This window comes from Flavobacterium segetis (assembly GCF_900129575.1).
In the GTDB taxonomy this organism is placed as follows: domain Bacteria; phylum Bacteroidota; class Bacteroidia; order Flavobacteriales; family Flavobacteriaceae; genus Flavobacterium; species Flavobacterium segetis.
Window position 1 is genome coordinate 276205 of the sequence record NZ_FQWE01000002.1, and the last position, 16287, is coordinate 292491.

Below are 16287 nucleotides of genomic sequence, written 5' to 3' on the forward strand. Positions count from 1 at the left end.
CATGAAATTTACTGAATCACAATTAGAAAAAGCGTTTATCAGTTTGCTCCAAGAAGAAAAAATAACTCATCTTGTTGGTGCGGAAGTACGTCAAACAGAATTTCAGGGAGCTTCAGAACCTGAAACGGTTTATGGACATATCGCAAGTGAAAAAGTACTTATTATAGAAGATTTAAAATCCTATTTAAGAACTAATTATGTTGTCCAAAACATTACCGAAAACGAAATTGATTCTATAGTTAGGGATTTAGAACGACTTCCTTCTACTGACTTGTATGAAACCAACAAAGCCATTATGAAAATGGTACGCGATGGTTTTTTATTGAAACGGGAAGATCGCAGTCAAAAAGATTTTTACGTACAGTTTATTGACTATTCAGAGGAAGATAAGAATATATATAAAATTGTCAATCAACTAGCAATCAAAGGTTATGAAATGCGTATTCCTGATTTGATTTTATACATTAACGGCTTGCCATTAGTCGTTTTTGAATTCAAAACTGCTATTCAGGAAAATGTGACAATCCATAACGCTTATCTTCAACTAACTAATCGATACAAAAAAGATATTCCTGAATTGTTTAAATACAATGCTTTTTGTGTTATTAGTGATGGGGTAAACACAAAAGCAGGTTCGTTTTTTGCACCTTATGAATTCTTTTATGCTTGGCGAAAGATTGAAGGAATGGTAAAGGAAGTCGATGGTATTGATGCCATGTTTACACTTATTCAAGGAATGTTTAACCGCAAAAGATTGCGTGACATCATTCAGAATTTTATTTACTTACCTGATAGTTCCAAGAAAAACGAAAAGATTGTTTGTCGTTATCCCCAATATTATGCCGCTCGAAAATTATTCGAAAATATAAAAATGCACCAACGTCCAGAGGGTGACGGAAAAGGCGGAACTTATTTTGGCACGACCGGTTGTGGTAAAAGTTATACGATGCTTTTTTTAAGTCGCTTGCTAATGAAAAGCACTTATTTTGGCAGTCCTACCATTATTCTAATTACCGATAGAACCGATTTAGACGACCAATTGTCTGGACAATTCACCAATGCTAAAGGTTTTGTTGGCGATGAAACTATTGTGAGTGTGGAAAGTCGCTCTAATTTACGAGAATTGTTGCAGGGTAGAAATAGCGGTGGCGTATTTTTGACTACGATTCATAAATTTACAGAAGACACCAAACTGCTAACGGATAGAACCAATGTCATTTGTATTTCGGATGAAGCACACCGAAGTCAAACTAATTTGGATCAGAAAATAAACGTGACCGAAAAAGGAGTGACTAAAACGTTTGGTTTTGCTAAATATTTACACGATTCCTTACCAAACGCAACCTATATTGGCTTTACTGGAACACCAATTGATGCTACAATTGATGTTTTTGGTGAAATAGTCGATGCTTACACCATGACAGAATCGGTAGCTGATGAAATTACGGTGCGAATCGTTTACGAAGGACGTGCTGCCAAAGTATTGCTGAACAATCATAAACTTCAAGATATTGAAAATTACTACAGTCAGTGTGCTGAAGAAGGAAGTAATGAAAATCAAGTGGAAGAGAGCAAAAAGGCTATGACACAAATGAACGCTATTATTGGGGATCCTACTCGATTAAAAGCCGTCGCCGAAGATTTTGTAAAACATTACGAAAATAGAATTGCTGAAGGTGCAACTGTAAAAGGCAAAGCAATGTTTGTTTGTAGTAGTCGCCCAATTGCTTACGAATTGTATAAAAACATTATTGAACTACGACCTGAATGGGCAGAAATTAAAATATCTGATGGTACAGTTGAACTAACCGAAAAAGAAAAGAAAAAAATCAAACCTTCCCAGCGTATCAAAATGGTCATGACCAGAGGAAAAGACGATGAGGAGGAAATGTATAATCTGCTAGGAACAAAAGACGACCGTAAGGAAATGGATCGCCAATTCAAAAACGAGAAATCAAATTTTAAAATCGCTATTGTAGTTGACATGTGGTTAACTGGTTTTGATGTTCCTTTTCTAGACACGATGTACATTGACAAACCGATACAAAGACATAATCTAATTCAAACGATTTCCCGTGTAAATAGAAAATTTGAAGGCAAAGAAAAAGGACTTGTGGTTGACTACATTGGAATTAAAAAGCAAATGAATTTAGCTTTGGCGATGTATAGCAAAGCAGATCACGACAACATTGAAGACATAGAGCAATCTATTGTAGTTGTAAAAGACCAACTAGATCTATTGAATAAATTGTTCCATAAATTTGATAAAACACACTATTTTACTGGTTCTCCTCTAGAACAATTGCATACACTTAACAAAGCAGTTGAATTTGTACAACTCACACAAGATTTAGAAAAACGATTTATGTACATCGTAAAGCGACTAAAATCGGCTTATGATATTTGTTGCGGCAGCAGTGCTTTTCAGGAAACTGAACGTGACACCATACACTTTTATTTGGCAATTCGTTCGATAGTCTTCAAATTAACAAAAGGTGAAGCTCCAGACACTGCTCAAATGAACAACCGAGTTCGCCAAATGCTACAAGAAGCAATTGAGAGCAATGGTGTAGAGGAAATTTTCAAACTTGGAGAAGACAATCAAACGGAAGTTGACATATTTTCAGATGATTATATGGCAAAAATTGAAAAGATAAAATTGCCAAATACTAAAATTAAATTGCTTCAAAAATTATTAGCAAAAGCAATTGATGATATTAAGAAAATAAACAAAATCACTGGAATCGATTTCTCCAAAAGATTACAAGCAATAGTTGACCGTTACAACGAACGTAAAGAGAGCGATGTATTAAATAGTGAAGTACTAGAAGAATTCACAGATGAAATTATCGACTTGTACTATGCGCTTAAAAAGGAAAAAGAATCATTTAAAGATTTGGGTATAGACATTGAAGAAAAAGCATTTTACGATATTTTGAAAGCTTTGGCTAAAAAATATGATTTTGTATATCCCGAAGACAAACTAGTTATTCTTGCGCAAAGAGTGAAAGATGTGGTAGATGATTTGACGAAATATACCGACTGGAGCAAAAGAGAAGATATCAAAGCGGAGCTAAAAGCAGATTTGATAGTACTGCTAGCAGAAAACGGTTATCCTCCCGTAGATCGAGACGAAATCTATAAAGAGATTTTTGAACAGGCAGAGAATTTTAAGAAGTATGCGAAGTAAGTAATCTTATTTTAAGATAATTGATTTTCGAACAACTACATCCTACATATTTATAATTCCTAAAATTCAAGATTTCTACATAATCTCAAACGACTTTAAGTAAATCATAAACACTATTTGATTGATCTGTTGAACTATATCAAATCCATCGGAATTTTAGTGTTTTTAAAATAGTCGGGCAAATCTTAAAATAAAAAACCCTAACTATTTACTAGTCAGGGTTTTTGTGCGGATAATAGGACTCGAACCTACACGCCTTGCGGCACCAGATCCTAAGTCTGGCATGTCTACCAATTTCACCATATCCGCGTAATTGTGGGTGCAAAGATAAACATAAGTTCCACTTTACAAAGGAATTTTTAAAAAAATATTAATTCTCTTTTTTGTACTTTTGAAATAATAAAAATATACTTAATGGAAAATATAAAATCGTACGTTCAACAACATAAAGATCGTTTTATAAACGAACTAATTGAATTATTAAAAATCCCATCAGTAAGTGCCGACACTGCTTATAGCCAAGATGTAATCGACACCGCTGATGCTGTGAAAGCAAGTTTAGAAAAAGCAGGTTGCGACCATGTCGAAATTTGCGAGACTGCTGGCTACCCTATTGTGTATGGCGAAAAAATAATTGATCCAAGCTTGCCAACGGTTCTTGTATATGGTCATTATGACGTCCAGCCACCAGACCCTATTGAACTTTGGACTTCTCCGCCGTTTGAGCCTGTCATTAAAAAAACTGAAATTCATCCTGAAGGAGCGATTTTTGCACGTGGCGCTTGTGATGATAAAGGCCAAATGTACATGCATGTGAAAGCTTTTGAATATATGATTCAAAGCAATACTTTACCTTGTAATGTAAAGTTTATGATTGAAGGTGAAGAAGAAGTAGGAAGCGTAAACCTGAAAACTTTCGTCGAAAACAATGTGGAGAAACTTAAGAATGATGTGATTTTAATTTCAGACACTGGAATGATCTCTAATCAGCAGCCTTCTATTACAACAGGTCTTCGTGGATTAAGTTATGTTGAGGTGGAAGTTACGGGTCCAAACCGTGATTTACACTCGGGTTTATACGGTGGAGCTGTGGCGAATCCAATCAATATTTTAGCCAAAATGATTGCTTCATTGCACGATGAAAACAACCACATCACTATTCCAGGATTCTATGATAATGTTGAAGAATTATCTCTGGAAGAACGTGCTGAAATGGCTAAAGCGCCTTTCAATTTAGAAAACTACAAAAAAGCGCTTGACCTAAATGACATTTATGGCGAAAAAGGATATGTGACTAATGAGCGAAACTCCATTCGTCCCACGCTAGACGTAAACGGAATTTGGGGTGGTTACACTGGTGAAGGTGCCAAAACCGTTATTGCAAGTAAAGCATTTGCCAAAATATCGATGCGTTTAGTGCCAAATCAGGAATGGGAACAAATAACTGAATTGTTTACGAAACATTTTACCAGCCTTGCTCCTGCAGGCGTTACTGTAAAAGTAAAACCGCATCATGGTGGACAAGGTTATGTCACTCCTATTGACAGCATTGGTTACAAAGCGGCTAATATGGCTTATACAGAAACCTTTGGTGTACCAGCAATTCCGGTTCGTTCTGGAGGAAGTATCCCTATTGTGGCGTTGTTCGAAAAAGAACTAAAAAGCAAAACAATCTTAATGGGATTTGGTTTAGACAGTGACGCCATCCACTCTCCAAATGAGCATTTTGGAATTTTCAACTACCTTAAAGGAATTGAAACCATTCCTTTGTTTTATAAATATTTTGTAGAATTATCTAAATAAAAATTCTCAAATAGACATTAAAAGTCCGTTTGTTCTTAATTGAATAAACGGACCTTTTTATTTGGACGGTCCCTTGTTGTAGAAAATCCAATTACAAATTTATTTCCAAGTTTGCAACAAGTTGAGGCTTTCCGCTGTAAATGAAATTCACTTAATACCAACATTAAAATAAAATTATAATGAAGTAATCAATTTATGCCCGTTACTCTGTGCAAAAAGGATTTCTACTACAAACGGAGTTCACTTACTTCCTATAAAAATATAGGTAATATGAGGCAATCCTTCACTCGTAAAATTATATTGAAAAATAATTTTAAAATTTAAATCAAATTTTTTAATTTGTCTAAACTCCAAAAAAATATCACCAATCGATATTGAGGATTCGTAAATTATTTTTGAAGTTTTAGTTGCTTCTCTTTCGCATCAACTAAATCAGCTTCTAACTCTTTTATTTGAAGTTGCTTTTTAGAAATTTTGACATTCTCTTTTTGAATATCAACTTCTGATAACTTGCCCCTTTTAGATTGTTTATCTAGTTTAGCTTGCATTTTATCATAATCTTTCTCCGCTTTTTCAATTTTTTTATTCAACTTTTCAACAGATTTATCAGCTTTTTTAATTTTCCTCTGCTCCTTTTCTATTTTTTTAGCTGCTTTTTGTCTTTCTTTATCCGCTCGCTCCCGAACTTTTTCTGCTTTAGCTCTTTCTTTTTCTGCTTTTTGACGACTTTTTTCCGCTTTATCTAATTCTTTTTGCGCTTTTTTTCTATCTTTTTCGGCATCCTTTAAAGCTTTTGCAGCTTTTTCTCTTTCTTTAATTGCTTCTTTTTCGAGTGTTTTCTGTTGTAGTAAATCAACCGGAACTATTCTCATAGAATCAACAACGACCGTTTTACTTTCTTGCGAAAATGCTATTTGACAACCAAAAATTGCAAATACAATTAATACTATTTTTATTTTCATAATCTATGTTTAGTTATTTTTTGCACAAATTTAAGTCAATTAAAATCAATTAAAAAGTAAGAATTTATGATTATTATAGATAATGACTAAAACTCATAATTCTGAATAAAAACAAGACTCAACAACAGTGAAATACTTATTTAAAACAATATCTTTTATGTATTTCACTATTTTAATCAACTTATTTATATTTTCTTTTTGTCGTTTGACTTGTAGAAATTTACAAAAATCCTTTTTGATCGATTTTACTCCTATTTATTTTCCACAAATAGGTTATGATAGACAATAATTTAGACTATTTAATTTTGTGTTTCGAAATAACTGCTAATTCTTAAATGCTAAAAACATGATTATCAATTAATTTAAAATAAATTTGGATATTAAAAATTTAGTTCTACATTTGTAGAGCACTGTTTTAATTTGTAGAATTAAAAAAGGAATCATGAGTAAATTTATAATTCTAATAGGTTTTTTAATTTTGAGTTTATTCTCCTGTAAATCAAGTTTGTTAAATCAAACGATAAACAAAAAAAGAGAAGGTTACTGGATCGAAAAATATACTCAAGATAGCTCCGCTTATATATCTTTTGGAAACTATAAAAATGATGATCCTAAAAAAAAATGGAAGCATTACAAGGATTCTAAATTAATTAAAAAAGAGAAATATAGAGGTATTAGATGCTATACTCGAAATTATTTTGAAAACGGAAAAATTCAATCGAAAGGAGAAACAATATTCGACAACAGCACAAAGTACGCACACTGGTATTATAATGGTATTTGGGATTTTTACGATGAAAAGGGGAAATTGACAACAAAACGATTATATGATCAAGGCAAACTTGTTTCAGAAACTATAATAAACAATTAAAATTATGCAACAACTTACGAACTCCGAAGAACAATTGATGGAACATCTGTGGAAGCTTGAGAAAGCTTTTATGAAAGATTTACTAGAAGCATATCCAGAGCCAAAACCTAAAACAACTACAGTTGCGACTTTGCTAAAAAGAATGATTGACAAGGATTTTGTAGCTTATAGCGAATATGGAAACTCAAGAGAATATTATCCGTTAGTACTAAAAACAGCCTATTTCTCTAAACACGTTAACGGATTAATCAAGAATTTCTTTAACGATTCTGCTTCGCAGTTTGCTTCTTTCTTCACTACAGAAACTAATTTGTCTGAAAAAGAACTAGAAGAACTTAAAAATATAGTAGATCGTGCCATTCAAAATAAGAAAAGATGATAGACTTTTTAATCAAATCAACGGCGTCCTTATTTATTCTTTTAATATGCTACTACTTGCTTTTAGAAAAAGAAAAAATGCATCAATTCAATAGATTCTTTCTATTGTTTAGTTTAGTTTTTTCGTTTTGTATACCGTTTTTTACCATCGAAATTATCCGCGAAGTTGTCATCGATAAACGACCACCTGACACCATGCCGTTCATGGAAGCAAGTACGAGTATAACTCCAGAGTCTACAAACTACTTGCTCTTACTAGCTTACGTTATTTACGGCCTAGTAACACTTTTTTTACTAATCAGGTTTGTTTTAAATGCCGTTAAATTGCACAAAAAATCGAAATCACATACTAACGTTATTTACAAAGAGGCAAACTTGGTTTTACTCCCTGAGATAACACTGCCATATACCTTCTTGAATACAATATTTGTCAATCAAGAGGATTATTCTAATCGAAAAATTGAAGACGAGTTGTACACGCACGAACTCATTCATGTGACACAAAAACACACGCTCGACATATTACTGATTGAACTGATAAAAATAATCATATGGTTCAATCCAGTACTTTATTTCTATAAAAAGGCAATTCAACTCAATCATGAATTTCTTGCTGATGAGAAGGTTGCAACAACACATAAGAATGTTCCGTTTTACCAAAACCTATTGATAGCAAAGGCAAACGCGAACCCAACCTATTACTTGGCCAGTAATTTAAATTATTCAGTAACTAAAAAAAGATTAATTATGATGACAAAAACCACTTCAACTGCAAACGCAGTGCTAAAAAAAGGATTACTAATTCCAGTTTTAACAGCTTTAGTATTTACAATTTGTACTAAAGTTGTAGCGCAAGAAAAAAAATCTACAGAGAGCAGCAAGTTAAAAGAGCAAAAAGTAAATTTAAATGAAATTTGGAAAAATACTGTTTTTTTATTTCGTGATTCAAATGGAAAAATAATACAACAAAAAAAATACAGTGAACTTACCGAAAAGCAAAAAAACAACATTCCGCCGCCACCTCCGCCAGCAATTCTTACTTCTGTAAAAAACCAGAAAACACCAAAAATTAAAAGCACAGATAAGAAAATCATATACATTAATATGACATCTAAAGGCGCAAAAATGAACGGCAATATTAAAAAGAAAAAGCAAAACATGAATGCTGAAACCCCTCCTCCTCCTCCTCCTCCTCTTACATCTCCATTTCCTACAATTAATAAAGAAAAAAATAGAGATATTTATGAAACAAATGAAATAAGTGAAAAACCTGACTTTCCGAATGGTATGAAAGAGTTTTATAAGTTTGTAGCTCTAAATTTTAAAGCTCCCGAAAATCCTAAAAATCTTAAAGGAAAAATTTATATCACATTCATCATAGAAAAAGATGGCAGTATAACTAACGTAAGATCTATTAGAGACATTGGATACGGAACAGGAGAAGAAGCAATTAGAGTGCTAAAATTAAGTCCAAAATGGATTCCAGGAAAAGTAAATAACGAACCAGTACGAGTTATGTACAGTCTTCCAATAACTGTAACTTCTGCAATCTAGAAAAAAATCCGCTTTGAAAAGAAGCGGATCTTAAAAAAAACTAAAAAAAACTACAAAATATTTTAAACAATATTTTTATCAGGATTGTACCCTAAATAGGACATTGTTTGTTCTTTAAAAATGACGCCATATTCTTCTAATTCTTGTAATATCGGTAGATAAACTTCTTTAAGAATTGGTCTTTGTACACCAGCTGTTTTAATTTTTCCATTAAGTATTAATAAAGTTGCCATTGCTACAGGTAATCCAACGGTTTTAGCCATAGCCGTATAGGTTTGATCCTCACCTATACAAACCATTTTCGAATCAATTTGCTTTTTTTCTCCATCAATTTCGTAACCAAATTTATGATACATCACAATCATATCTTTGTCATCTGGTTGCAAGGTCCAGCTATCGCTCAATATTTTTTCAAGTATTTGTGCAGGAGTAGCATTTTTTAAACCTACAATTTTGTGTCTGTTGAATAAATCTAACTCAAGAAGTTTGTCCCACATGATATCATCTTGATCAATCTTTAAAATCAATCTGGTTTTTATCTCAACAGAATCTGTGGGGTGGTAAGGTAAAAAAGAATTTACAAAATCACGATAACTCATCGTTTCTGAATTCTCCATTGTATAACTATCATCAGTCATACCAAGCTGGACAAACATATTCCAGGCTTTAGAAAAACCAACTTTCCTAATTGTACCTCGATATAAAGTGAGCACATCATCTAAACCGTAAACTGATCGATATTTCAATGAATCCCTATTTGAATACCCTTCAAATCGTCCGTAACCTTCTACATCAAGAAATTCAGTTCTACGAAATAAGTTGCAATACGGAATGTATTTATAAGTTCCTTCTTGAATAAATTTAGCAGCACCGCCCTGACCAGCAAGAACTACATTTCGAGGTGCCCACGTAAATTTATAATTCCACAAATTATCATCTGATTCTGGTGCTACGAGTCCGCCACAAAACGATTCAAATAAAATCATTTTGCCACCTTTCCCTTTAATTTCATCTATCACTTTCATCGCGCTCATGTGATCAATGCCAGGATCAAGTCCTATCTCATTCATAAAAGTAAGACCTTCCGCTTTGACAGCAACGTCTAACTCCTGCATTTCATCGCTGATGTAGGATGCAGTGACTAAATTCTTTTTAAAAACTAGACAATCCTTGGCAACCTCTATATGTAAATGAGCGGGCAACATTGAAACCACAATAGCTGCTTTTTGAATCGCATTTTGCCTTTGGTTTTTATCAAAAATATCAATTGAAATCGCTGTTGCGTTAGGATGATTATTTGTTTTCTTTTCGGCTAAAGCCAATGATAAATCCCCTATCACAAGATGCAAGTTCTCTTTTTCTGATTTATTTAAAAGATATTGAATCAACGATGAGGCTGATCTTCCTGCTCCAACAATAAGTATAGTTCTCATTTTTTTATTTTTGTAACACAAACATACAATAATGTTGAATTTATAACAAAAGAATAGTAAGATACTTTGAGATTAAGTAGCAAGATATTAGCATTTCAAAAAAGGTACTGTAAAATTTACTTCGAATAAGTTCTAAAAATTTTTTATTTGAACTGCGCAGTAAAAGTAATGGTGTTTAAGCTCTTGATTTATAAATACGAACGAAATAAAAATCGTGAGTTAAATAAATAGGTGCACTTAAATAGTTTAGCGACGAGCAAAACCTTTAAGATGACAAATACTATTGTTGCTAAGAGAAAAGCCATTTATTCTCTTAGATACGATCACGAAAAATTTAAAACTAACTATCGAGTTCCCTCTTTTTTAAATGATTATTCAATAAATTTGTTCCACTTAAACAATCACTGATTATGGAAAAAAAGATAATATCAACTGCCGCAATTTTTGGAATGATTGCAATAATATTAGGAGCATTTGGCGCACATGCTTTAAAAAAAGTATTATCATTAGATCAACTAAACACTTTTGAAACTGGCGTACGATATCAAACGTATCATGCTCTATTTTTACTTTTGATTGGAATTATACCCAACTTAACACAAAAAGCAAAAAAATATATCTATTATTTTACCTTATTTGGAGTGATTTTGTTTTCTGGATCGATTTATTTACTCGCTACAAACAATCTTACTGCATTTGATTTTAAAATTATCGGATTTGTAACTCCAATTGGTGGGTTGCTACTAATTCTATCATGGGGAACTTTGCTGTTGCAATTTTTTAACAAAAAATCACAAAAACAGAATAATCAAAACATATCTGAGATATAATTTCTATTTTTGCGGTCGATAAATTAAACCAAAATATCTTAAATTATATGAATAATAACATACCGTTTACGAAATCGATTTCGCTTACAGACATGGGAATCGAAAACGCAAAGATTCATTACCAATTATCAGCCAACGAATTGCAGGAGAAGACACTTGAACTTGGTCAAGGTGTCGAGGTTTCAACCGGAGCTCTAGCAGTTAATACTGGCGAGTATACAGGTCGCTCTCCCCAAGATCGCTACCTAGTTAGGGATGCAATTACTGAAGACAAAGTTTGGTGGGGAAAAGTAAATATCCCTTTTGAACCTTCCGCATTTGATGCTCTTTATAAAAAAGTAACAAGCTATTTATCTTACAAAGAGATTTATGTTCGTGATTCATACGTATGTGCTGATCCCAATTATCGCTTGAATATTCGTGTCGTTACAGAAACTCCTTGGGCCAACTTGTTTTGCTACAATATGTTTTTACGTCCAGAGACGAATGAACTTGAAAACTTTACAGCTGATTGGACTTTATTATGCGTTCCAAGTTTTATGGCAGATCCAGCAATAGATGGAACTCGTCAAAGCAATTTTGCAATACTAGATTTTACTAAGAAAATTGCATTAATTGGAGGAACTGGATATACCGGCGAAATGAAAAAAGGAATTTTTTCAGCATTGAATTTTATTCTTCCTGTTGACAAAAACACACTTCCAATGCACTGCAGTGCTAATGTGGGAAAAGACGGCGATACTGCCATATTCTTTGGTTTATCCGGAACAGGAAAAACAACACTTTCAGCAGATCCTGCTAGAAAATTAATTGGAGATGATGAACACGGATGGACAAACGAAAATACCGTTTTTAACTTTGAAGGTGGATGTTATGCAAAGGTGATTAATCTTTCTGAAGAAAATGAACCAGATATTTTTAGAGCTATTAAAAAAGGCGCTATTTTAGAAAACGTAATCATTAATAAAGAGACTAATGAAGTTGACTTTGATGATGTATCCATAACACAAAATACACGTGTAAGCTACCCAATTTTTCATATTGACAATATTCAGCCAGGTTCTATTGGAAAAAATCCAAAGAATATATTTTTCTTAACTGCTGATTCATTTGGAATTTTGCCTCCAATTGCGCGATTAACTCCTGGTCAAGCTGCTTACCACTTTATTTCTGGTTACACCGCTAAAGTTGCAGGGACGGAAGCCGGCATTACGGAACCACAACCCAATTTCTCTGCTTGTTTTGGCGCACCATTTATGCCTTTACACCCAACGAAATATGCAGAAATGCTCAGCAAAAAAATGCAAGATGCTAATGTAAAAGTTTGGTTGATCAATACAGGATGGACTGGCGGAGCTTACGGAATAGGAAGCAGAATGAAATTAAAATATACCCGTGCAATGATTACTGCTGCATTAAACGGCGAATTAGATGACGTGGACTATAAAAATCATAAAGTTTTTGGAATTGCAATTCCGCAATCTTGTCCAAATGCACCAAGCGAAATTTTAAATCCACGAAACACTTGGGAAGATCAAGATTTATATGATGTAAAATCAGAAGAATTAGGTCAAAAATTTAGAGCCAACTTCGCTAAGTTTGAAGAATTTGCCAATGAAGAAATCATGGCGGGCGCTCCACTAGCATAAGTTAATCATAATTCAAATTAAAAGAGAGCTGTTCCTTGTGAGCAGCTCTCTTTTGTTTTTATAGACTGTAACAAAAACTTGTAAAAGCACACCTATCAATTTATTATACCAAGATTCATTTTTTAACGTTACCATTATAAATCAATCAAATAGGTAAATTTACATGATCAAACTACTCTAAATCAATCAAATTCAATCAATCAATCAATCAATCAATCATGTTACAACAATTTTTTATCATTTGTTCTGGAGCTGACAAAAACCTACTTGAGAGTTGCTCCGAAGGGGAACAAACAAAATACGTAGGCATAGGAGCTACTGTTTTTTTTACTGCCGTTATGGCTTTCATAGCAAGTACATACGCATTATTTACGGTGTTTGACAGTATTTATCCCGCATTACTTTTTGGACTAGTTTGGAGTTTACTCATTTTCAATCTCGATCGATTTATAGTATCTACCATTCGTAAAAGAGATAAATTAGGAAGCGAATTATTGCAGGCAACGCCACGAATTATTCTAGCAATCATCATTGCAATAGTAATCTCAAAACCTTTAGAAATTAAAATATTTGAAAAAGAAATCAACACCGTTTTATTGAAAGAGAAAAATGCCATGGCTTTGAATAACAAAAAAGAAGTTGCAGCATATTTTAAAAGTGATCTAGATAAAAATAAAGCTGAAATTGATAGCTTAAAATCAGCTATTACCAAAAAAGAAAAGGAAGTTAATACTTATTATGAAACTTATATAGCCGAAGCGGAAGGAACAGCTGGGACAAAAAAATTAGGCAAAGGACCTGTTTTCAAAGAGAAAATTGCCAAGCATGATATGGCTTCCACCGAATTGGATACGCTCCGCAAAAACAACATGGCTAAAATTGCTGAAAAAGAAAGCAAAACTATAATTTTACAGATCGATCTAGATAAGAAAATAAGCGATACCCAACCCATTATTGATGGATTTGACGGCTTAATGGCTCGAATTAATGCGCTAAATAAATTACCTTGGTTGCCTTCTTTTTTTATAATGTTACTATTTTTAGCAATCGAAACTTCACCTATTATTGCCAAATTATTATCACCAAAAGGTGAATATGATTTTAAACTTGAAGATCTAGAAACGGCATTAAAGGCAACATTGGAACAAGACAAATACCAACGAGCTTTATTGGTAAAAACTAGTGCAGCAATGCACGACAAAGTTTATGAAGATATTGCTCAAGACAAAAATTTATATACTCTTCAAAGGCAAAAAGCAACAGAATTACTGGAGTTACAAGCTCAAAATTTTGTCGAGAAACAGAAGAAAACTTTAGAAATATGAATCCAGTGAGTAGTAAAAAAATATCAGTTTGGAATTTGTTCTTTTATAAAGTGACAAGCTATTTTTCCTTCTAATTTACAAGGAAAAATTATCAAAAATAGTTTTCATAAATACAAAAAGCATCAGTGATCACTGATGCTTTTTGTATTTATTTTTAAAGAAATCAACTTACATGTGACTTAAAATTTCTTTTTTAAACGAATCGTATTCGCCTTGCAAAATCAATCCGTTATCGAGTAATTTTTTATAGTTCTGGAGCTTTTCAAAAAGTTGGTCTTGTGATAATCCGGCTAGCGAGTCTTTATTTACAAGGTTAGGCGACTGCTGAAATTGCTCCTTGTCCAAATTAAAAATAGGTGGAGTAACAGGCATGATCTCTGCAAAACTAGTAACTTCCTCCGTTTCTATTTCTTCAATCTCTTCGAATTCATCTTCAGTTACCTCAACAACTACTTCTTCAATAATCACTGCGTCAATGCTAGCACCATTTTTTAAAATATCTAATTGTTCTTTAGCATACGTGAAAATTTTACGCGCCTGAATTTTAGGAATGTAATCAATAGAAACAGACATATCCGTTTTAGTAGAAAACGAAAACTCTGATCCTAAAATATTCTCTTTAACAAAAGTACCCTCAATTTGATCCCAAGTATAATCGATAAAATCCATCGATAGACCAAAATTTTTCGGTTGGCAAATGATTATACGTTTATTAGTCATCACAATACTATCTGGTAAAACAGTAATTGCTGGTTTTTTCTGAACAGCAATGTAACCTATTTCCTCGTTCTTCATTAATAAATCACTCAACTTAGCAGCTATTTTTTCGATCGCTTTTGGATCTTGTTCTTCGTTTAAAAACTTTTTGAATTGCTCTTTCATTAGATATGCTTAATTAATTAAAATGGCTAAATTGTTGTTTAGTCAAAGTGCATCTACAAAAGTAATACCTAATTTTCTAATTCTAATATTTCCTGCTGTAATTTTATTGTTAAACTGGCGAAAACCAATACGTACGAATGATCAATTAATTCTTTCACTAAAACATCTGAGACTGACTCATTTACTGCAACTGTATTCCAGTGCATCTTACTCATGTGATAGCCGGGTCGAATTGCATCATATTGTTCCCGAAGTTCTTTTGCTCGTTCTGGATCACATTTCAAATTGATAGATGGCGATCCGTTTTCCCATTGCAATAAAGAAGATAATGCGAATATTTTTCCACCTATTTTAAAAACCAAAGTATTAGTATCAAAAGGAAAATGTTCGGTCACTCCTTTTTTTGAAAGGCAATACCTATAATACGTTTCTAAATTCATTAAAATAAATTTACTAATCTATAATTTTATATAGAATTGGTTTACTCGGGCTCGCGTCATTCTCAAAAGAAGCAATTTGTAAGTTCAGAAAATAATTTCCATCTTCGAACTGATCCGCAACAAAAATCATTTCGGTAATAGTGCAATTTAATCGAGCATCTTTATTAAGATTATTAACATCCCTAACATTCCAAAAAGCTTTATGAGCTAGCAACTTACCTTCATCCTTTTCCTTGTCCACACTAGGTAAATCAATCAGCAAATGTTGAATTCCGCTTTCGCAAATGAAACGTGCTGCATCATCATTTAAATAAGATGGATTCGTATTTGAGTATTTTTTAGATAATTTGGTAATGTTATTTGGTAATGTCCTAATTACAATAGCCTCTGGAACATCGCCATTAAGCTCATTTTTAATTTGATTTAGAGTGATAATGTAATCACCATCCTTTAGTTCAGGTTCAATCGAAATCAATTTAGCAGTAAAAAAAAACTGTTTTAAACATTGATTAATAGAGTAAAATTCGCGTGTAATATGACCTAAACACTCTGTATGAGTTCCATGACCGTGCGGATTGAACTCAATAGTATTAAAATTAGTCGAGGCGCCTTTTTGTACACTTCCTACCCACTCGTCAAAAACTACCGGCTCTATTACAGGTTTATCAATATACCAAGCAATTGGATTTTTATCAGTATTAGTAAGCGGAATTGAAATATCAATTGGTTTTGATAGATCAACTTTTAAGACTTGATTTTTATGTTGAACTGTTGCTAACATTTATGCTGAATTTATTTCAGCATCTCATAGTGAGATACACTTACAAAGCTAAATATAAATCTTTCAATTATGAGTTTAAAACTTTTGAAAAATTCCTTTTCTAATCTTTGTTGCAATTTCTTGATTATTATTGCCGCTAAATGGCATCGCTTAAATTATCAATCGCTTCGCAATGTAATATAGTTATTG

At 32.9% G+C, this 16287-nt stretch carries 13 protein-coding genes and 1 tRNA gene; 8 read left to right on the forward strand and 6 right to left on the reverse strand.

Features of this window, described 5'->3' with window-relative positions:
* Position 1 precedes the first annotated feature (1 nt).
* Positions 2 to 3190, forward strand: a complete 3189-nt coding sequence (locus BUA99_RS03470) for a type I restriction endonuclease subunit R (protein WP_072988313.1) — start codon at positions 2 to 4, stop codon at positions 3188 to 3190.
* A 227-nt stretch (positions 3191 to 3417) separates the two neighbouring features.
* Here BUA99_RS03470 and BUA99_RS03475 read toward each other — a convergent pair.
* Positions 3418 to 3499, reverse strand: a tRNA-Leu gene (locus BUA99_RS03475).
* 105 nt (positions 3500 to 3604) lie between these two features.
* Here BUA99_RS03475 and BUA99_RS03480 point away from each other — a divergent pair.
* Positions 3605 to 4993: a dipeptidase gene (locus BUA99_RS03480; protein ID WP_072988315.1), complete on the forward strand. Its 1389-nt coding sequence runs from the start codon at positions 3605 to 3607 to the stop codon at positions 4991 to 4993.
* Positions 4994 to 5382: 389 nt separating this feature from the next.
* Here BUA99_RS03480 and BUA99_RS03485 read toward each other — a convergent pair whose 3' ends face one another.
* Complete coding sequence (locus tag BUA99_RS03485) at positions 5383 to 5955, reverse strand: hypothetical protein (RefSeq protein ID WP_072988318.1); 573 nt, start codon at positions 5953 to 5955, stop codon at positions 5383 to 5385.
* A 442-nt stretch (positions 5956 to 6397) separates the two neighbouring features.
* Here BUA99_RS03485 and BUA99_RS03490 point away from each other — a divergent pair, with 442 nt between their 5' ends.
* The 3 genes from BUA99_RS03490 to BUA99_RS03500 are packed head-to-tail and all read left to right on the forward strand — an operon-like array spanning position 6398 to position 8758.
* Positions 6398 to 6826, forward strand: coding sequence for a hypothetical protein (locus BUA99_RS03490; protein ID WP_072988321.1), 429 nt, complete (start codon positions 6398 to 6400; stop codon positions 6824 to 6826).
* Between the two features lie 4 nt (positions 6827 to 6830).
* Positions 6831 to 7205, forward strand: a complete 375-nt coding sequence (locus tag BUA99_RS03495) for a BlaI/MecI/CopY family transcriptional regulator (RefSeq protein ID WP_072988324.1) — start codon at positions 6831 to 6833, stop codon at positions 7203 to 7205.
* On the forward strand, positions 7202 to 8758 hold the full coding sequence (locus BUA99_RS03500; RefSeq protein WP_084673469.1) for a M56 family metallopeptidase: 1557 nt from the start codon (positions 7202 to 7204) through the stop codon (positions 8756 to 8758). Before BUA99_RS03495 ends, BUA99_RS03500 begins: the two co-directional genes overlap by 4 nt.
* Positions 8759 to 8820: 62 nt before the next feature.
* Here BUA99_RS03500 and BUA99_RS03505 read toward each other — a convergent pair whose 3' ends face one another.
* A complete protein-coding gene (locus tag BUA99_RS03505) occupies positions 8821 to 10191 on the reverse strand; it encodes a saccharopine dehydrogenase family protein (protein ID WP_072988329.1) in 1371 nt (456 codons plus the stop codon).
* A gap of 410 nt (positions 10192 to 10601) precedes the next feature.
* Here BUA99_RS03505 and BUA99_RS03510 point away from each other — a divergent pair, with 410 nt between their 5' ends.
* The 3 genes from BUA99_RS03510 (at position 10602) to BUA99_RS03520 (ending at position 13995) form a co-directional block, all read left to right on the forward strand.
* A complete protein-coding gene (locus tag BUA99_RS03510; protein WP_072988331.1) occupies positions 10602 to 11021 on the forward strand; it encodes a DUF423 domain-containing protein in 420 nt (139 codons plus the stop codon).
* 47 nt (positions 11022 to 11068) lie between these two features.
* The gene (gene pckA / locus BUA99_RS03515) at positions 11069 to 12670 is read left to right on the forward strand and encodes a phosphoenolpyruvate carboxykinase (ATP) (RefSeq protein WP_072988333.1); all 1602 of its coding nucleotides are present in this window, start codon (positions 11069 to 11071) and stop codon (positions 12668 to 12670) included.
* Between the two features lie 218 nt (positions 12671 to 12888).
* Positions 12889 to 13995, forward strand: coding sequence for a DUF4407 domain-containing protein (locus tag BUA99_RS03520; protein ID WP_072988336.1), 1107 nt, complete (start codon positions 12889 to 12891; stop codon positions 13993 to 13995).
* A gap of 168 nt (positions 13996 to 14163) precedes the next feature.
* On the opposite strand, the gene BUA99_RS03525 is transcribed toward BUA99_RS03520, so the two are convergent.
* The 3 genes from BUA99_RS03525 to BUA99_RS03535 all read right to left on the reverse strand — a co-directional run bounded on the left by BUA99_RS03525 (position 14164) and on the right by BUA99_RS03535 (position 16098).
* Entirely contained in the window at positions 14164 to 14877 is a 714-nt protein-coding gene (locus BUA99_RS03525; protein WP_072988339.1) for a PH domain-containing protein, read from the reverse strand.
* A gap of 68 nt (positions 14878 to 14945) precedes the next feature.
* Positions 14946 to 15317, reverse strand: coding sequence for an MmcQ/YjbR family DNA-binding protein (locus tag BUA99_RS03530; RefSeq protein WP_072988342.1), 372 nt, complete (start codon positions 15315 to 15317; stop codon positions 14946 to 14948).
* A 13-nt stretch (positions 15318 to 15330) separates the two neighbouring features.
* Positions 15331 to 16098 (reverse strand): cyclase family protein, encoded by a 768-nt coding sequence (locus BUA99_RS03535; RefSeq protein WP_072988345.1) that lies wholly within the window; start codon positions 16096 to 16098, stop codon positions 15331 to 15333.
* Positions 16099 to 16287 lie beyond the last annotated feature (189 nt).